Source organism: Paucibacter sp. B2R-40, assembly GCF_025717555.1.
Lineage (GTDB): Bacteria > Pseudomonadota > Gammaproteobacteria > Burkholderiales > Burkholderiaceae_C > Paucibacter_A.
This window is the reverse complement of the sequence record NZ_JAJIRP010000005.1, coordinates 383,100-401,401: the sequence shown is the minus strand read 5'-3', so window position 1 is coordinate 401,401 and position 18,302 is coordinate 383,100. Positions and strand designations below refer to the sequence as shown.

At 61.5% G+C, this 18,302-nt stretch carries 15 protein-coding genes; 9 read left to right on the top strand and 6 right to left on the bottom strand.

Annotated features, from left to right (window positions below; genetic code table 11):
- Nucleotides 1-51 precede the first annotated feature (51 nt).
- Both LNV09_RS13080 and LNV09_RS13075 read right to left on the bottom strand, forming a co-directional pair.
- The gene (locus LNV09_RS13080) at nucleotides 52-618 is read right to left on the bottom strand and encodes a GNAT family N-acetyltransferase (protein WP_263557507.1); all 567 of its coding nucleotides are present in this window, start codon (nucleotides 616-618) and stop codon (nucleotides 52-54) included.
- A 14-nt stretch (nucleotides 619-632) separates the two neighbouring features.
- Nucleotides 633-1,526 (bottom strand): dienelactone hydrolase family protein, encoded by an 894-nt coding sequence (locus LNV09_RS13075; protein WP_263557506.1) that lies wholly within the window; start codon nucleotides 1,524-1,526, stop codon nucleotides 633-635.
- Nucleotides 1,527-1,742: 216 nt separating this feature from the next.
- Between LNV09_RS13075 and LNV09_RS13070 the strand changes: the two genes are divergently transcribed.
- From LNV09_RS13070 to LNV09_RS13055, 4 genes are all read left to right on the top strand, one after another.
- On the top strand, nucleotides 1,743-2,330 hold the full coding sequence (locus LNV09_RS13070) for a GbsR/MarR family transcriptional regulator (RefSeq protein ID WP_263557505.1): 588 nt from the start codon (nucleotides 1,743-1,745) through the stop codon (nucleotides 2,328-2,330).
- Nucleotide 2,331: 1 nt separating this feature from the next.
- Complete coding sequence (locus LNV09_RS13065) at nucleotides 2,332-3,678, top strand: cytochrome ubiquinol oxidase subunit I (protein WP_263557504.1); 1,347 nt, start codon at nucleotides 2,332-2,334, stop codon at nucleotides 3,676-3,678.
- Complete coding sequence (locus LNV09_RS13060; RefSeq protein ID WP_263557503.1) at nucleotides 3,675-4,685, top strand: cytochrome d ubiquinol oxidase subunit II; 1,011 nt, start codon at nucleotides 3,675-3,677, stop codon at nucleotides 4,683-4,685. Before LNV09_RS13065 ends, LNV09_RS13060 begins: the two co-directional genes overlap by 4 nt.
- A gap of 159 nt (nucleotides 4,686-4,844) precedes the next feature.
- Nucleotides 4,845-5,150 carry a hypothetical protein gene (locus LNV09_RS13055; protein ID WP_263557502.1) on the top strand — a complete coding sequence of 102 codons (306 nt, stop codon included), beginning with the start codon at nucleotides 4,845-4,847 and terminating at the stop codon, nucleotides 5,148-5,150.
- Between the two features lie 31 nt (nucleotides 5,151-5,181).
- Here the strand turns inward: LNV09_RS13055 and LNV09_RS13050 are convergent, their stop codons facing one another.
- A complete protein-coding gene (locus LNV09_RS13050; RefSeq protein ID WP_263557501.1) occupies nucleotides 5,182-5,706 on the bottom strand; it encodes a GNAT family N-acetyltransferase in 525 nt (174 codons plus the stop codon).
- Between the two features lie 303 nt (nucleotides 5,707-6,009).
- Here LNV09_RS13050 and LNV09_RS13045 point away from each other — a divergent pair, with 303 nt between their 5' ends.
- The gene (locus LNV09_RS13045) at nucleotides 6,010-6,534 is read left to right on the top strand and encodes an SET domain-containing protein (protein WP_263557500.1); all 525 of its coding nucleotides are present in this window, start codon (nucleotides 6,010-6,012) and stop codon (nucleotides 6,532-6,534) included.
- Between the two features lie 8 nt (nucleotides 6,535-6,542).
- Here the strand turns inward: LNV09_RS13045 and LNV09_RS13040 are convergent, their stop codons facing one another.
- Nucleotides 6,543-7,259, bottom strand: a complete 717-nt coding sequence (locus LNV09_RS13040) for a UPF0149 family protein (protein ID WP_263557499.1) — start codon at nucleotides 7,257-7,259, stop codon at nucleotides 6,543-6,545.
- Nucleotides 7,260-7,350: 91 nt separating this feature from the next.
- Complete coding sequence (gene alaS, locus LNV09_RS13035) at nucleotides 7,351-9,981, bottom strand: alanine--tRNA ligase (RefSeq protein ID WP_263557498.1); 2,631 nt, start codon at nucleotides 9,979-9,981, stop codon at nucleotides 7,351-7,353.
- Nucleotides 9,982-10,131: 150 nt separating this feature from the next.
- On the opposite strand from alaS, the gene LNV09_RS13030 reads away from it, so the two are divergent.
- Both LNV09_RS13030 and LNV09_RS13025 read left to right on the top strand, forming a co-directional pair.
- On the top strand, nucleotides 10,132-11,622 hold the full coding sequence (locus LNV09_RS13030; protein ID WP_263557497.1) for an NAD-dependent succinate-semialdehyde dehydrogenase: 1,491 nt from the start codon (nucleotides 10,132-10,134) through the stop codon (nucleotides 11,620-11,622).
- Nucleotides 11,623-11,672: 50 nt separating this feature from the next.
- On the top strand, nucleotides 11,673-12,344 hold the full coding sequence (locus LNV09_RS13025; protein ID WP_263557496.1) for an energy transducer TonB: 672 nt from the start codon (nucleotides 11,673-11,675) through the stop codon (nucleotides 12,342-12,344).
- Nucleotides 12,345-12,586: 242 nt separating this feature from the next.
- Here LNV09_RS13025 and LNV09_RS13020 read toward each other — a convergent pair whose 3' ends face one another.
- A complete protein-coding gene (locus tag LNV09_RS13020; RefSeq protein WP_263557495.1) occupies nucleotides 12,587-15,823 on the bottom strand; it encodes a TonB-dependent receptor in 3,237 nt (1,078 codons plus the stop codon).
- Between LNV09_RS13020 and LNV09_RS13015 the strand changes: the two genes are divergently transcribed.
- Together LNV09_RS13015 and LNV09_RS13010 are read left to right on the top strand one after the other, a co-directional pair.
- Complete coding sequence (locus tag LNV09_RS13015) at nucleotides 15,720-16,187, top strand: hypothetical protein (protein WP_263557553.1); 468 nt, start codon at nucleotides 15,720-15,722, stop codon at nucleotides 16,185-16,187. The genes LNV09_RS13020 and LNV09_RS13015 overlap by 104 nt on opposite strands.
- 373 nt (nucleotides 16,188-16,560) lie before the next feature.
- Entirely contained in the window at nucleotides 16,561-18,255 is a 1,695-nt protein-coding gene (locus tag LNV09_RS13010) for a bifunctional metallophosphatase/5'-nucleotidase (RefSeq protein ID WP_263557494.1), read from the top strand.
- Nucleotides 18,256-18,302 lie beyond the last annotated feature (47 nt).

Here is an 18,302-nt window from a genome sequence, read left to right as displayed (position 1 = left end):
GTTTACTGTAAAACAATAAAAAATTATTGTAAATAGCCAGGCCACACGGATTCAGGGGGGCTCGTCAAGACCCCAGTCAGGATTGATCAGCGCAAAAGTCTCGTGATCGCGCCAGGCGCCGGCGATGAATAAGTAGCGCCGGCTGAGGCCCTCATGTGCAAATCCCAGACGTTTCATCACCGCCAAGCTGGCGTGGTTTTCAGGCCGTACCGCTGCTTGCAAGCGATGCAGGCGCACCGGCGGGGCGAACATCAGCGCGATCACCGCCTGCAAGGCTTCATGCATCAGGCCCTGACCTTGCGCCTGAGCGTCGATGGCATAGCCGAGCGAGGCGCTTTGAAAAGGGCCGCGGCTGACTTGTGTCACGTTGACCTTGCCGATCAGGTCGGCCGGCGCCTCCAGGAGGCTGACCCAGAAGCCGTAAGCGCTGCCGGCGGCAAAGTCCTGCTCCGCCCGCTCCAGCCGCGCCCTGACGCCTTCGGGCTCGAAATAGTCGGCCGAGTAGGGCGGGTCCCAGGTTGCGAAATGGGCCAGATTGCGCATCTGAAAGCCATTGACAGCGGGCGCCAGCGCGGCCGAAGGCGCCCGAAGCAGCAGGCGAGCGGTGTGCAGTTGCAAGGGGACGGGGCTTATCAATTCAAATGCTCGCGTAAAAAACTCAACAGGTCTTGCCGCGAGGCCTCACGCGCAGCGGCTTGGCCGCCGACATGCACGCCGGTGCCGGGCTTGACGCCGTTGGGTACATCGGCGCGCAGGCGTACCGGGGCCAAGGAGTCAAAACCATGGAAGGCGCCGGGGTAGACCTTGAGCTGCGGGGGCGTCTCGCCTCGCGATTCGGACGCTTTGGCCAAGGCCTCGCAAGGGGCGGCCGCGGTCCAGTCATCGCTGCCGCCGCTCAGAATCAGCAGCGGCGCGCTGGGCGAATAGCCGCGCTTCAAATCGGCCTCGCAGCCCGGATAGAAAGCCACGGCTGCGCGCGGCTTCGGTGCATCTTGTGTCGCCGCTTTGACCTCGGGATGCAGGGTGTTGCTGCTGGCCAAAACGGTGCTGCCGCCATTGGACCAGCCCAGCAGCGCCAAGCGCTGGGCGTCCACCTCGGGGCGGTCCGCGAGCCATTGCAGTGCGCCAAACGTGTCGCGGCGGCGCTCGGTCATGGTGACGGCGCGCGTGCCGATTTTCTGCGTGCACAACTCTTTTTCGCCGCGTGGCGTCAGCGAGTCCAGCACCAAGGCATGCCAGCCTTCGGCGTTGAGCACGCTGACGTAATTCAGCAGGCGCTCGGACAGAGCGCCTTTTTTGTCGTAAGGGCCGCCGCAGCCATGCAGCAGCAAGACGGCGGGCGCGGGCTTGGGCGAGGCCTTGACTGGGAACCAGTGGCCGAGCAAGGCCAAGGGTTGGCCGCCGTGCTGATCAAGACTTGGGATCTGCACTGGCTCGGCCCGCGCAGCGCCGGCGGCAAGGGTCAGCAGCGTGGCCAGGAGTACGCCCCGGCCAAGCTTCGGAAAAGATGTTTGGAAATTGCGCATGGGCGCGATTATTGATCCTGCTCATGGGGCACCTCCGTTGTGCAGACGTGCTTGAGTCGATCGGCAATCCCCATGCCCTGTTTATTGTTTTTGCTGAATTTTCAGTAATTACTGAAAATTGGATAAACTTGCGCCAAGTCAAAAGCGCTGTCGCTTTTGTTTGCGCCAAAGCAAGGTCGGGCAATGTCTGGCAATGCCAGGCAAGGAGTTTGATTGATGAATGCAATGAGTCCGCTGGTCCGCAGCTTTGTCGCTCACTTTGGCGAGATGGGTAGCCGCTGGGGCATCAACCGTACGGTGGGCCAAATCTACGCTTTGATTTTCGTTTCGCCGCAGGCCCTCAACGCCGATGACATCGCCGAAGGCCTGGAGTTCAGTCGCTCTAATGTGTCCATGGGTTTGAAGGAGTTGCAGGCCTGGCGCTTGGTCAAGCTGCGCCACCTGAGCGGCGACAGGCGCGAGTATTTCGAAGCGCCCAGCGACGCCTGGGAGATTTTCCGCACGCTGGCTGAAGAGCGGCGCCGACGCGAGATCGAGCCGACGCTGTCGATGCTGCGCAATGCCTTGCTGGAGACGCCCACTTGCGAAGAAGACCGCGTGGCGCAGGAGCGCATGCGCGGCATGCACGACCTGATCGAGCTGATGACGACCTGGTTTGATGACATCCAGAAGATGGACTCGCAGACCCTGGGCCAGCTGATGAAGATGGGCTCCAAGGTGCAAAAGATGCTGGAGCTGCCCGGGCGAATTGGGCGAATGGGGCGTGCGGTCAGTGGCCGGTCAAATCAAGCTGAAGGTGAATGAGATGGACGCAATCGTTCTGGCCCGCATGCAGTTTGCCGCCAATATTACTTTTCATATTCTGTTCCCCACCATCAACATCGCCCTGGCCTGGGTGTTGCTGTTCTTCCGCGCGCGCTGGTTGCTCACACATGAGGCAGCTTGGTTGAGTGCTTACCGCTTTTGGACCAAGGTTTTTGCCTTGAGCTTTGCCCTGGGTGTGGTCAGCGGCATCACGATGAGCTTTCAGTTCGGCACCAACTGGCCTGGCTTTATGGAGAAGGCCGGCAATATCGCCGGCCCCCTGCTGGGCTATGAGGTGCTGACGGCCTTCTTTTTGGAAGCCAGCTTCCTGGGTGTGATGCTGTTCGGCCATGGCCGGGTCAGCGAACGCGTGCACCTGGCTGCCACGGTGATGGTGGCCTTCGGCACCACGCTGAGCGCCTTCTGGATCTTGAGTCTGAATTCCTGGATGCACACGCCGCAAGGCTTCGAGATCATCAACGGCGAGTTCCATGCCGTGGATTGGTGGGCGGTGGTCTTCAATCCGTCCTTCCCCTACCGTTTGACGCATAAATTGCTGGCCTCGGGCTTGACGGTCAGCTTTTTGCTGGCCGGCGTCAGCGCCTGGCAGCTGCTCAAGGGCAAGGTGCAGCCACACACGGCGCGGGTATTGCGGGTCGGCCTGACGCTGGCTGCCGTGCTGATCCCGCTGCAGATCCTGGTCGGCGATATGCATGGGCTCAACACCTTGAAATACCAGCCGGCCAAGATCGCGGCGATGGAAGGGGTCTGGCAGACCGAACGCGGCGCGCCGCTGCTGCTATTCGCCTGGCCGAACGCCAAGACGCGCAGCAATGATTTCGAGATCGGCATCCCCAAGCTAGCCAGCCTGGTGCTGACGCATCATGCCGACGGTGAGATCAAGGGCTTGGATGAGTTCAAAGGAGCCCATCCTCCCGTCGCGCCCTTGTTCTTTGGCTTTCGCATCATGGTCGGCACGGGGCTCTTGATGCTGGCCTTCAGCTGGGGCGGCTTGTGGCTGTTCCGGCACCGGCATTGGGCTGCTGAAAGCCTACCCCGAGCTTTATTGATCGGCCTGTCCTGGATGACTTTCTCCGGCTGGCTGGCCACGATTGCCGGCTGGTATGTGACCGAAATCGGCCGCCAACCCTTCATCGTTTACGGCTTGTTGCGTACCGCCGATGTGGCCTCCGCCACGCCGGCACCGATGATCGCCGCCACCCTGGCCGGCTACATCACCCTCTACCTGGCGTTGATCATTGCCTATGTGTCGGTGATCAAGTACATGGCCGAGAAAAGCGAGCCTGTGCCGCAAGCGGAGCCCAAGCTCGCCGGGAGCGCAGCATGAACGCGGCGCTGATGAGTGCCGATGGCTGGATGCCGCTGGTCTTCCTGGGTCTGATGGGGCTGGCGCTGCTGGTGTATGTGGTGCTGGATGGTTATGACCTCGGTGTCGGGCTCTTGATGCTGGGCGCCAGCGGCGAGCACAAAGACCAGATGGTGGCCTCGATCGGCCCGTTCTGGGACGCGAATGAAACCTGGCTGGTGCTGGGCGTGGGCATCTTGCTGGTCGCCTTCCCCAAGGCGCATGGCGTGATCCTGCAGGCGCTCTATTTGCCGGTGGCGCTGATGCTTTTGGGTCTGACGCTGCGCGGTGTGGCGTTTGACTTCCGCGTCAAGGCGCAGACGCGCTGGCAGCCGCTGTGGAACCGCGCCTTCATGGCCGGATCCGCGCTCGCTGCGCTGTCGCAAGGCTGGATGCTGGCACGCTATATCACCGGCTTTGCGCAGGGCTGGGGCTACACCTTGTTTGCCCTTTTGATCGCGCTGGCGCTGGCTGCCGCCTATGCCTTGCTGGGTGCGGCCTGGTTGATCATGAAGGGCGAGGGCAGCTTGCAGGCTCTGGCAGTGCGGCGCGCCAAGCTGGCTTGGCCGGCGGTGGTGCTGGGCCTGGCCTTGGTGTCCATCACGACGCCATTGCTGAGCCAGACCGTCAGTGAGCGCTGGTTCCGGATGCCGGAGCTGATCGCGCTGCTGCCCATTCCCTTGTCGACCGCGCTGGCCTTGCTGGCCTTGCGGGCGCTCTTGAACTCACACCGGGTGCTGGGCAAGCTGTGCTGGCTGCCATTTGCGCTGATGGTGGTGGTGATGCTGATGAGCTTCTTGGGCCTGGCCTACAGCCTTTATCCCTATGTGCTGATCGACCAGTTGACGGTCTGGCAGGCGGCGGCCGCGCCCAAGTCCCTGCAGTTCATTCTCTGGGGCGTGGCCGCAACGGTGCCGGCCATTCTGATTTACACGGTATTCGCCTACCGGGTGTTCTGGGGCAAGTCGGGCGCGCTGAAGTACGCCTGAATGGACGACGCGGAACTGATGCAAGCTGACTCTCACCCCACGGCGCTGCGCTTGGAGCGCTGAAAACTGCAGTTCGTCACTCAGCGCTGGAGGGCGCGTGACGATCTCGCGATACTCCGATCACAAATATTGCCCCCTTGGGGGGCGGGGAGTTCGCAGATGTTGTTCAGCAAAGAGGACTGCAAAAAAAAGGGCCGCTTGCTCGCCTCGACCTTGTGCCTCACTCTTGCGGTGCTTGGCTCAAGTCTGCTGCCAAGCACGCCGGCCGAGGCCAGCGAAGTCGTCAAGCTCGCTCGTTTGGTGATCACCGGCAAGCGCCTCAGCGCGATGCCCCAGCACCGCGTTGTGGCAGAGCAATTGCCACGTGTGGTGGTGCAGGGGCAAAGCGAGAGCCAGCAAGGCGAGAAGCAAGTCGTACTCTTGCGCGTGCCAGAGAGCAAACGGGCGCAATTCCATCCGATCTGAGTCGGCTTGGTCCGCTCTACGTTTGAGCCTTTCAGTTCCAGCTCGGCGGCTTCGGGTGCAAGCGGGCCATCGCCAGAGTGTCCACATAAGCGCCGGCCCGCAGCGCATAGCCCTTCATGCGGCCCTCAGGCTCGAAGCCGAATTTCTCATAGAGCTTGATTGCGCGGGCGTTGTCCGCGTAGACCGTCAACTCGACGCGCAAGACCTGTGCCCAGTTGTCCGCATAGTCCAGCAGTGCCGCCAGCAGGGCGGTACCCACACCCTGACCCTGTGCTGATTGCGCAATGCTCACGCCCAGGCTCGCTACATGGCGGCGGCGCAAGGCGGCACCGGCTGCGTGCAGGCCGGAGCTGCCCAGCAGTCGGCCTTCTTCGTTGATCGCCACAAGGTGTAAATCAGCCTTGCCTGGCGCGGCACCTTCCTGCAGGCGCTGACGCCATTGTTCTTCGCTAGGAAACGGGTTTTGCAGCAGACCCGAGAACACCTCGGGGTGAGCCATCATCTCGGCGAAGGCTGCGGCATCGCTGACTTGGGCGCGGCGGATGGTGATCTGCATGGGAGTTCTCCTGGTTTGATGGCAGATGGTGAGAAGGGACGCATAAAACAAAAAAGCCCGCTGAGGCAGCGGGCTTTTGGAAGGGGAATTTTTCTGATCTCTGGAACTTAGGTCTGCCGCTGCTGACCGAGCTCGGGCTGCTGAGGGGCCATAAATAGACCGCCCAGCGCCGCGCACATCAGCGCGCTGATGATTGAAGTTAGAGATGCTTGAAGGGCTTGCATCGGCTCAGTATGCAGGCCCTGGCGAGGCTCGGTCAAGCGCTATTGAAATTTGCGGCGCGCCAACGACAATCACCCCATCATGCCCAGACTCAGTCCTATCCTCAGCCCAGTCCTCAGCCCAGTCCTCTGCCCAGTTGACCCAACGGCTCAGCCCGACGCATCGCTGGCATTCGCCAAGCCCAAAAAACGCGAGTTGCAGCCAGCCGAGCGCTTTGCTTTGCGGGTGGCTGCAAGCCCGATCGATGGGCTGGGCGTGTTTGCCGAGGAGGCAATTCCCGCGCGGCGCAAGATTGGCGAGTTGCGCGGTGAATCGATCTCGGTACGCGAAGCGCGGCGGCGCGCCAGGGGAAGGGCGCGCATCCATATCGTCGAAGTGTCGGAAACCCGCGCAGTCGATGCGACCGACTCGCTCACCGCGCTGCGCAATATCAACCATTGCTGTGCACCGAATGCCGTGCTGCGCATCAGCCAGGGGCGGGTCGAGTTTTATGCGCTGCGAGATATCGCAGCCGGTGAAGAACTAACTTGCCATTACGGTGAAAGCCACCATGAGGGGCGGCTCAGCTGCCGCTGCGGCGCTGCGAACTGCAGCGGCAAGCTATAGATGGCCGCTTAGGAAGCCAAGTTTGGCGCTTGTTGCGCCAGCTTTTGCTGCAGCCAGAAGGTGCGCAAGTCTTGCACTGAGAACAGCGCGTCGTCGAGCAAGACGTCCTGGTCGACCTCTTCGTCTTCGTCGTATTGCTCGTCGATATAGGCTTCGAGTTGATCGCCCGGAGGCATCGCCACTGCCGCCACGCCCATCAGCATGGCGTCCAGCATCTGGCCATCGTCGCTGTCTTCGTCGAACACATACCAGTCGGCCTCATTGTCCTCAACCGCCTGCATAAAGCCTTCGACCCACATCAGGCCGTTCGGAGGCAACTGCTCGATTTGCTCGGCCGTCAGCACGCCCTGGCTCAGCAGACCGGCCTTGGTGGCTTCGTCAAACTCGGTGATCAGCGGCTCGATCATCATCGCTTCCGGGTCGGCGCCGAGTGCGACCGGCTCCAGGCTCAGCGTGATCTCGTTCCAACGCTCATGCAGCACGGTCATGAACTCTTCGGTGACGTCTTGCTCGTCGAGCTCATCGGCCCAGTCGTCGCCGAACAAGGCGTCCATCGCCTCCAGTGGGCCGGCGTCGGTTGGGCCGACGATCAAGGCGGTCAGGTAGCCGTCCAGCGTGTCGATCGGCACCGCGTCCTCGTCTTCCGGCGTGTTGGCGGCCAACATTTGCAAGAGGGCAGCCAGGCGTTCGGCGTTGGCGTGGTCAATCGTGGTGGTGTCGCTCATGGCGGACTCCTGAAAAGGGAAAAACAACGAAGTAGAAAAAGGGCCCTTGGGGTAGTTCCCGAGGGCCCTTGTCAGATGCATGGTACTTAAATCAGAGTTTGCCAGCTACCCAGGTGCTGACGCTGGCCAATGCGGCCGCTAAGGCACTCGGCTGTGTGCCGCCGGCCATCGCCAGATCGGCCTTGCCGCCACCCTTGCCGCCGCACTGCTGGGCGACAAAATTGACCAGCTCGCCGGCCTTGAAGCCTTTGGCCATGTGGTCGGCCGTGACGCCGGCCGCCAAGTTGACCTTGTCGCCATCGACCGCGCCCAGCACGATCACGGCCGACTGCATCTTGTCGCGCAACTTGTCGATGGTTTCGCGCAAGGTCTTGGCGTCGGCGCCGCTCAAGGTCGCCGTCAGCACTTTCACGCCTTGAACGTCCACGGCTTGGCTCAGCAATTCATTGCTCTGTGCCGAGGCCAAGCGGCTCTTGGCGGCGGCGAGGTCTTTCTCCAGCGATTTGACCTGATCCAGCACAGCGTGCAGGCGCGTTTCCAACTCGGCCGGCGCGGTCTTCAAGGCCTGCGCGGCGCGGCCGACGGTGTTTTCCAGTTCCTGGCAATAAGCCAGCGCATTGTCGCCGGTGACAGCTTCAATCCGGCGCACGCCGGCGGCGACGCCGCCTTCGCTGACGATCTTGAACAGACCGATGTCGCCGCTGGCCTTGACATGCGTGCCACCGCAGAGTTCCTTCGAGCTGCCAATCGTCAACACACGCACGGTCTCGCCGTACTTCTCGCCGAACAGCATCATGGCACCACTCTTCTGCGCGTCGTCCAGCGCCATCACTTCGGCGCTGGCCGCAGCATTGGCCAGCACCTCGGCGTTGACGATGGCTTCGATCTTGGCGATCTCCTCAGCCGTCACGGGCGAGTTGTGCGCAAAGTCAAAGCGGGTGCGCTCGGCATTCACCAGCGAGCCTTTTTGCTGCACGTGGCTGCCCAGCACTTCGCGCAAGGCCTTGTGCATCAGGTGGGTGGCGCTGTGGTTGCGCACGCTCTTCACTCGCAAGTCGGCGTCAACCTTGGCGGTGAACACATCACCGACCGTGACCGTGCCTTCGAGCACCCGGCCATGGTGGCCGAACACATCGGCCTGGATCTTCAGCGTGTCTTCCACGGCGAAGCGGCTCGTCGGGTTGCGCAGCTCGCCCGCGTCACCAGCCTGGCCGCCGCTCTCGGCATAAAAAGGCGTGTGATCCAGCACAACGACCGCGTCGTCGCCGGCCTTGGCTGCGGGCACGCTGACGCCGTCGATATAGACCGCCGTCACCTTTGACGTCTCGCAGACCAGGTGCTCGTAGCCGTGGAAGGCCGTCGGCACACCGGCATAGGCGAGGCCTTGCGCCATCTTGAACTTGCCGGCCGCGCGAGCCTGTGTGCGCTGGCGTGCCATCGCGGCGTCAAAGCCGGCCTGGTCCACCGTGACGTCGCGCTCTCTGCAGACATCGGCGGTCAGGTCAACGGGGAAGCCGAAGGTGTCGTGCAACTTGAAGGCCAGCTCGCCGTCGAGTTGCTTGAGGCCCGGTGTCAGGGCAGCTTCCAGAATCTCCATGCCATTGGCAATGGTCTGGAAGAAGCGCTCTTCTTCCTGGCGTAACACTTCGGTCACGCGGGCCTGCGCCTGACGCAACTCGGGGTAAGCGTCGCCCATCTGGTTGACCAACTCGCCCACGATCTTGTGGAAGAAGGTGGTGCGGGCGCCGAGCTTGTAGCCGTGGCGGATGGCGCGCCGTGCAATGCGGCGCAGCACATAACCGCGACCTTCATTGCCCGGGATGATGCCGTCGACGATGGTGAAGGAGCAGGCGCGAATATGGTCGGCGATGACCTTCAGCGAGGCGCTGTCTTTGTCGCAGTCCAAGGCACCTGCTTCGTCCACGGCCTTCTTGGCCGCTTCGAGCAGTGCGGAGAAGGTGTCGATCGAATAGTTCGAGTGCACATGTTGCAACACCGCCGCCAAGCGCTCCAGGCCCATGCCGGTGTCGACCGAGGGCTTGGGCAGCTTGTGCATCACGCCGTCTTCGGTGCGGTTGAACTGCATGAAGACGTTGTTCCAGATCTCGATATAGCGGTCGCCGTTTTCGTCCGGGCTGCCGGGAGGGCCGCCGGCCACTTCGGGGCCATGGTCGAAGAAGATTTCGGTGCAAGGGCCGCAAGGGCCGGTGTCGCCCATCATCCAGAAGTTGTCGCTCAGGTAGCGGCCGCCCTTGTTGTCGCCGATGCGCACGATGCGCTCGGCCGGGATGCCGACCTTCTTGTTCCAAATCTCGTAGGCCTCGTCGTCCTCGGCGTAGACCGTCACCCAAAGCTTTTCGGCCGGCAGGTGGAAGTGCTCGGTCAGCAACTCCCACGCAAAAGCGATCGCGTCTTCCTTGAAATAGTCGCCGAAGCTGAAGTTGCCCAGCATCTCGAAGAAGGTGTGGTGGCGGGCGGTGTAGCCGACGTTATCGAGGTCGTTGTGCTTGCCGCCGGCGCGGATGCACTTCTGGCTGGTGGTGGCGCGGCTGTAGGCGCGCTTGTCGAAGCCCAGGAACACGTCCTTGAACTGGTTCATGCCGGCGTTGGTGAACAGCAGCGTCGGATCATCGCCGGGCACGACCGGGCTGGAGGCGACGATCTGGTGACCCTTGCTCTCGAAGAACTTCAGAAAGGTCGAACGGATTTCTGCTGCTTTCATTCCCGGGGGCTTTCTGCTGTGACTGCACGGGTGAGTGCAGTAAATGCTTGATTTTTGGAGCTTTTGATTATAAGGGCGGGGGGTGGCTTCGCTGAGACAGCGCGAGCTTGAAGAGCGGTTAGAGTGCGGACTCAAGTTGGAGATGAACAGATGACAAGCAACACGACTTCCCCGCTGGCCAGCCTGGATGACGCCAGCCTTTTGCGCACGCAGGCGCTGATCAATGGCGAATGGGTCGCCGGCAGTGCCCAGTTCGCCGTCACCGACCCGGCCACCGGTGCTTTGCTGGCCGAGGTGGCCAATCTTGGCGGGGCGGAGGCCGAAGCCGCGATTTCAGCCGCCAACAATGCACTGGGCCCTTGGCGCGCCAAGACGGCCAAGGAGCGCGGCGCCATCCTGATGCGTTGGCAGCAATTGCTGATCAAGCATGCCGATGACCTGGCCCGCATCATGACGGCCGAGCAAGGCAAGCCGCTGGCCGAAGCGCGCGGCGAGGTGGTCTACGGCGCCAGCTTCATCGAATGGTTTGCCGAGGAAGGCAAGCGCATCTACGGCGAGACCATCCCGACCACCGACAACAACAAACGCTACCTCGTCATCAAGCAGGCGATGGGGGTTTGCGCGGCGATCACGCCCTGGAACTTTCCCGTCGCGATGATCACGCGCAAAGTGGCGCCGGCCTTGGCCGCAGGATGCACGGTGGTGATCAAGCCGGCCGAGGCAACGCCGCTGTCGGCGCTGGCCGTGGCCGAGTTGGCGCAGCGCGCCGGCATGCCTGCCGGGGTCTTGAATGTGCTGACGGCCGATGCCGACAACTCTGTGGCCATCGGTCATGTGCTGTGCGACAGCGATGTGGTGCGGCATTTGTCCTTCACCGGCTCGACCGAGGTCGGCCGCATTCTGGCCCGCCAATGTGCGCAGACGGTCAAGAAGCTGTCCCTGGAGTTGGGCGGCAATGCGCCCTTCATCGTGTTCGATGACGCCGATCTGGACAGCGCGGTCGAGGGTGCCATCGCCAGCAAATACCGCAATGCCGGCCAGACCTGCGTCTGCGCCAATCGCTTCTACGTGCAGGCTGGCGTGTATGACGCTTTCATCGAGAAACTGGCCGCCAAGGTGGGCGGCTTGAAGCTGGGCAATGGCTTCGAGGCCGGCGTCAATGTCGGCCCCTTGATCGATGAGGCGGCAATGGCCAAGGTTGAGTCCCATGTGGCCGACGCGCTGGCGCTGGGCGCTCGCTTGGTGGCCGGCGGGCAGCGCTCGGTCACACAGGGGGCGCAATTCTTTGAGCCGACCCTGCTCGCCGACGTCACGCCGGCGATGTTGTGCTCGCGTGAAGAAACCTTCGGCCCGGTGGCGCCGGTGTTCAAGTTCACGACCGAAGCCGAGGTGATCGCCTTGGCGAATAACACCGAGTTCGGTCTGGCCAGCTATTTCTACAGCCGCGATATCGGCCGCGTTTTCCGCGTCGGCGAGGCCTTGGAGTACGGCATGGTCGGTATCAACACCGGCCTGATCGCCACGGCCGAAGTGCCCTTTGGCGGTGTCAAGCAAAGCGGCTTGGGCCGCGAGGGCGCGCACCAGGGTGTGGATGACTATGTGGAGATCAAATATTTGTGTCTGGGCGATATCCAGCGCTAAACGATCAGCGTTGATGGCCCGCCGCACCGCTCCATGTTGATAAATAGACCATGAAAATTCGCCTGAATTCTGTCCGCCGCGGCTTGCCCTTGTTGTTGACTTTGCTGGCCGTGCCGGTCTGGTCGGGAGAACCTAGCAAGGAACCCTATCCGGTCACCGTCATGGCCACGGTTTTGTTCGATGTTGACGGCAGGGCCCGTGAATTCAATGTCTTGGATGAAGAGACCTTGCCGCCGCAGTTCCTACAAGGCATCAAGTCGCGCTTTGTAAATGCCCGTATTCCGCCTCAATTTGAGGGCAGAAGTCCGGCGACCTTCCGGACCGGTGTGCGACTGGAGATGTTAATCAGCCCGAATGAGGCCGGTGCCACCGTCAAAATTCAAAGTTTGAATGTGGAACCGCTGCCGCTGCAGCGCTATTTTGCAAGCTATCCCGATGACATCGGCAGGGTCGGCGGCTGGGAGGGGCAGGTCAGGGCCATCTGCACGGTCGGCATCACCGGTGTCTGCTCGGCTATCCAGGTGGAGGCCTTGCCCGGGATGCCGGATTCGGTGCGCCGTTTTGCTAAATCCTCGCTGGAGAAATGGGTCTTTGAGCCACAAGAGCTCAATGGCCGGGCAGTCGAAGGGGAATACATCATGAGTGTTCAGCTCAGCACCGTCGATGCGATGCCGGTCGATTTCCGTGTCCCGAAGTTCGATCGGGTTTTGCTGGGGCGCTAGTGGGTTTCGGTGGGGACACAGACCTACCCACAAACATGTTGCCGTAAAAAAAAAGGCCCCACGAGGGGCCTTTTTTTGCTGCCAGCCACCGGGGCGGTCTCTGTTCGAAGGTCGTCAGTCCTGCGGCTTCCTTCGCTAGCCACAAATGCCTTCCGGCATTTGTGTGCGAGCTCAGCCCCGTCGCTTGAATCGCGCCTAGGCCTTCGGTAGCCCCAAGTACCTCCCGGTACTTGGGCGCGACCTCAGAACTCGTAGCGCAGCGTGACTTGAACCGCCCACTGCGACTCGCCCTTGGTCTGACGGGTTTCGTAGTCATCGGCCCCAACGACGCTGTAGACATACTTACCGTTTTCCATGCCGGCGAAGTTGACGAAGCCGCGACGATTGCCGCCTGCGCCGCCACCGGCAGTGAACGGGATTTCGTCGATATGGCCCCAGTTCTTGTTCAGCAAATTGCCGAAGTTCAGCATGTCGACGGTGAACACACCCTTCTGGTTGCCGAAGAAGCCGGGCACTTCTTGGCTCAGGCGCAAGTCAAAGGTATTGGCGAACTTGGACTTGGCCGTATTGCGGCCGATCACGCCACCCTTGGCCGAGCTGAGGTCCGAGTTGCCGTCCACGACTTCCCAGAACTTGGCTTCGGCGGCAGCGCCGGACGCGGCCACGGTTTGGCCAGGCAGGCGGAACAGCACCTCACCCGAACCTGGAGCCTTGGGGATGTACATCAGGTCATTGCCGCTGTAGCCATCACCGTTCATATCGTTCTTGAAGGTCCAGCTGTAGGGCTTGCCGGCACGACCTTCATAGAAAACGCCGAAGGTCGTGCGGTACTTGCCGACCAGGGCCTGCGACCAGTTCAGCGAGCCGTTGAAACGGTCTTTGATCAAGGATGAAGAGGTCGAGTTGACTTCCTCGTTCGGGTTGAAGACCGCACGGTTGGAATAGTTGGAACCCGAGGTCGAGGAGGTCAGCGGGCTGACTTCCTTGGCGTTGGTGCGGGTGTAAGCGGCTTGCCAGCCCCAGCCCAGATTTTGCTGCGACAAGCTCAAGGTCAGAGCGTCGCCGCCGCCTTGCGATGTGCGATCGGCCAGCAAGACATTGCCCCACTTGGTGTCACGCAAAGCCTTGGAATTGGCGCCGCAACCGGTCGTCACGGTGGAACCACCGGCCGTCCAGCAGCCAGTGCTCAAGCCCTTGGCGTCGTAGTACAGCTCGCGGCCGTCGACACCCTTGACGGCACTTGGTGCGCCCAGATTCAGATGCTTGTAGAAAATGGCATCTTGCGTCTTGGTGTGCAGCCATTCGGCGCCTGCCACCAGGCCAGCCCATGGCAGCTCGGTGTCCAGGGCCAGATTCATTTTCCAGACCGAAGGCTGCTTCAGCTCGCTGGAGATGAAGTCGATATTGGCTGCCGGTGGTACACCGGTGATCTCTTGCTGCTTGGCCGGGTCCGCATTGAACTTGACCGTGTTGCAAGCAACGGTGGTCGCGCCGCAGCTGAAGCTGGCCGTCGCCATACCGGTGTTCGAGAAGGGGTTGGACAGCCAGACATTGGCCGCCGCACCTTGGAACAAACCGAAGCCGCCGCGCAGTTGTGCCTTCTTCTTCTCCAGGCCGGCAAAGGCATAGTTAAAGCCAACGCGGGGTTGGAACAAGGTTTGCCCATCAATGGTCTGGCGGTTGTCATAGCCAAACTTTGTCAGCGCCGCTTGATTGAACAGGGGGCTGTCGCCGGTCTTGGCCATGTCCAAGCGCACGCCGCCGGTGACGGTCAGCTGATCGCTGACCGTCCAGGTGTCTTGCGCGAACAGGCCGATGTTTTGCAGCGACCAGTTGGCCGCGCCGCTGTCGATTGTGTTGCCGTTCAAAGGCAACTGCACGCTGTAGGACGAGGGCACACCGGCGCTCCACAAAGCGGCCGGGTCGGTGCCACGGAAGCTGTAAGTGCCCTTGGTGTTTTGCAAGAAGGCGTTAAAAGTGTCGTTGGACGAGTAGTCGCCGCCGAACTTCATCTCATGTTCGCCCTTGATCCAGTTGCCGGCCAGATAGGCGTCCAGCGTCTTGGTGTGCAACTCGTTGAAATGACGGCTGTTCTCGGTGCCGAAGAACAGCGTGCGGTCGTTTTGGTAGATGCCGCCGGCCTTTGGATCGCCCGGGTAGACCAGTGCGATCTGCGGAAGATTGGCGTTATTGGTCGGCGTGCTGTCGTACTTGCGGTTGGACAGCTTGAACTCGGTCGAGAAGTCCGGCGTCCAGTCGGCGAACCATTGTCCGACGACGGTTTCGATCTCCTTCTTCTGGCTCCACCAGTAGCTGCTCATTGACAGTGCCGTCGAGCCGAAGCCGGCAAAGGTCGGCTCGGCCTGCTCGGTCTTGGCATAGCGCAAGTTGGCGCGGTGCTGGGCGTTGATGTTCCAGTCCAGCTTCAGCAGATAGTCCTTGACTGCCAACTCGGTGCCGGCCGGGATGTCGGAGCTGCCGATATCGATGCCGTATTTGTCCTTGGCGACCTTCTGGGCCGCAGCGATTTGCGCGGGCGTGATGCCCACATTGGTCATGGCACTGCCGACCGGGCCATAGGCCGGCGCGGCGCGAGTGCTCTTCAGCTCCTCATAGCTGCCGAAGAAGAACAGCGTGTCCTTGATGATGGGGCCGCCCAAAGTGAAGCCCTTGGTATCTTCCTTGAAGCTTGGCGGGTCGAAGAAGGTGTCCCGGACGCGGTTGTAGCGCTGGCCGGCCATATTGTCATCACGGTAAACGTAGTAGACGCTGCCCTTGAATTCATTGGTGCCGGACTTGGTCACCGCATTGATGTTGGCGCCGGTGTAACCCTGCTGGGTGACATCGTAGTTAGAGATGTTGACCTGCACCGCCTGGATCGCATCGATCGAGATCGGCTGCTTGGCCGTCGGCATATTGTTGGCTTCGAGGCCGAAGGTGTCGTTGGTGCGCACACCGTCGATGGTCAGCGAGTTGAAACGGGTGTTCTGGCCCAGGGCCGATATTTCGCCGCGCTCTTTATCGGTCTGTGCCACGCGTGGGTCGGCGCGGGCGTAGTCTTGCAAATTGCGCGCGATCGAGGCTTGCGCTTCCAGCTCTTTGCGGCCGATGCTGGTGCCTGCACCCATGGAGGCCGAGTTGAAGCGGCTCGAAGCCGCTGTGCCGGCGATCACCACGGTGCTCAGTTGCTGGGCGCCCAGCGTCAGGTCGATGGCCTGGTTTTCGGCCAGTTGCAAATAGACCGCTTCGCGGATTGCCTTGTCCTCGCCTTTGATCACGGTGATGGTGTAGGGGCCACCCACGCGCAAGCCACGCACCGAGTAGCGGCCGTCGGCGTCGGTGAGCAAATTGTTGACAGAGCCAGATTCCTGGTGCGTGACGACAACGTTTGCGCCAGCGACGGGTTTACCCTCGGCTGTGGTGATGCGGCCGCTGATTGCTGAAGTCGTGTTTTGCGCCAAAGCGGGCGCCGTTGCCACGATGGCAATCGTTGAAATGGCAGCGCAAATCGCCGTCCTTGAAAACTCCGACCAGGACCTATTGCTCATCGTGAAAACTCCTCAAAAAAACGCAAAAATGCGAAAAAAACCGTTAACAAAAATGTACATCGAAGAAGCGCGCAAACGTTTAGCGCAAACCTCTACTTGCTGCGTAAATGCGCGCTATCGCCACATTGAAGAAAGCACGTCTTGCCAAAATGCCGCTCTTGTGCAAGAGCCTGCAGCCCCGGGCAATTTCAACGAAAAGTCGATTTGTCGATCCAGTAAACGTTTGCGCCATTCGACTTGCGCAATTTTTATGCCTGCTTTGCTGTTTCTTTCGCAATTGGGCGGGCAAGTCTAAATGGATGCATGGAGCCAGGCAGGCTGCTCTGAGAGCAGATGCTAGAGTGGGCAGCAGCTCATCGGCGCAGCAAGCACGAAAAGCCAAAATTCCCAAAAGCAGGGCGGCAGTTTGCAATTCAAATGTGCATGCTGTGTGACAGTTGTGGATTGACTTGGATTTTGTCGCGTTGCCGCGACATGACGCGTGCGCCGGCCCGGTCGCGCCCGACCCGGGCGGCGACCGATCCCGGCGTTAAGATCCGCCGCCCTGAACTTGCTCAGGGTGCAAATTTCGTTTTTTGGAGCCTGTCGTGATGCCGTCCACTTATTCCCTTCGCCTTGCGCATCTTTGGGCTCGAACTTCAAGCGCCCGGCCGAAGGCGGCTTTGAATATGCTGGCCACCGCGCTGGTCGCCACGGTGCTGGCGGCATGCTCCACCGCACGGCCCATGCTGGCTGGGCAGGTTGAGCAAGCGACACCGGTGGACGCAAAATCCGCCCCGCGCGAGTTGAGCATCTTCTCGATCAATGACTTCCACGGTCATATCCAAGCCAAGTCACCGACGCCCTTGATGCCGCGCTTGCCCGATGCGCAGACCGGGGAGATCAAGGCGCAAGCGGCCGGCGGCATCGCCTATCTGGCGGCGGCGATGAGCAAGCTGCGTGCCGGGCGAGCGCACGCCGTCTTTGTCGCAGCGGGTGACTTGATCGGCGCCTCGCCGCTCTATTCGTCCTTGCTCAAAGATGAGCCCAGCCTGGCCGCTTTGGGCGAACTCGATCTGGTCGCCAGTGCTTTGGGCAATCATGAGTTGGACGCAGGCCTGATGGAACTCAAGCGCAAGGCCAATGGCGAGTGCCCCGCGCTTGGCTGTGCCTGGCCCGATTACAAAGGCCCGGGCTTCCCCTACCTGGCGGCCAATATGTTGGATGCGCAGACCGGCAAGCCGATTTTGGCGACCCACATCATCAAGGAAGTGGCCGGCTTCAAGGTCGCGTTTGTCGGTGCGGTCACGCGCGATACGCCTATGGTCGTGATCCCGAAGTCCATCGTCGGCCTGCGTTTTGCGGACGAGGCGGACACGCTCAACGCCTTGCTGCCCCAATTGCGGGCCGAAGGTGCACAAGTATTGGTCGCGGTGATGCATGAAGGTGCGAGTCATTCCGGCGGCGCCAATGATCCCAGCTACGAATGCCCGGGCCTGCAAGGGCGGGGTGTAGACATTGCTCGCCGGCTCGACCCCGCCTACGCCATCATCATCAGCGGCCACACCCATCAGGCCTATACCTGCAAGATCAATGGCCGCCTGCTCGTGCAGGCGGGAAGTTATGGCGGCTGGGTGACAGAGAGCCGACTGACGCTGGATGCCAGTGGCAAAGTGCTCGATGCGCAGTCGGTGAATCACCCGGTTTTGCAGTCCGCCTACACGCCCAACCCGGCTTTTGTCGCCTTGGTGCAGCGCGCGGCCGCGTTGACGGCGGCGGTGCGCAACAAGCCGGTGGCTGAGTTGAAGCAAGGCGCGCAGCGCAGCGTGCAAGCGCCTTTTGGGGACTCAACGCTGGGTAATTTGATCGCTGATTCCCAACTGGCTTACGCCAAGAAGCGCGGGTCCGCCGATCTGGCCTTGATGAATACCGGCGGCATCCGCGCAGATTTGACGGTCGAGCCTGGCCGGCCGGTCACCATGAGTGATTTGTTTGCGATCCAGCCCTTCGCGAACGAATTGGTAGTAATGACGATCAGCGGCGCGCAGCTGCGCGAGCTCTTGCAGCGTCAACTACCGAAGGACGATGCGTCGCCGCGGCTTTTGCAGGTCTCGGGCAGCCTGCGTTACCAATACAGCGTGGGCGCCGACGGACAAGCGAAACTCGGCGCAGTCAGCGTAGGTGGGCAGCCGCTGAATGATCAACGCAAGTACCGTTTGGTGGTGAATAACTTCATGGCCGAAGGGGGCGATGGGCAGAGCGTGCTGCGCCAAGGCACCGAGCGGGTCAGTGTCGGTGTGGATATCGATGCCATGGTCGAGTTGCTGAGCGAAAACCCGGAAGTGGTGACGCAAATCGCGTCGGGCCGAATCCGCCGCGAATGAGCGATTGCTGACCCGCCCAAGCATGCAAGCGCTGCAACAAGGGTTAC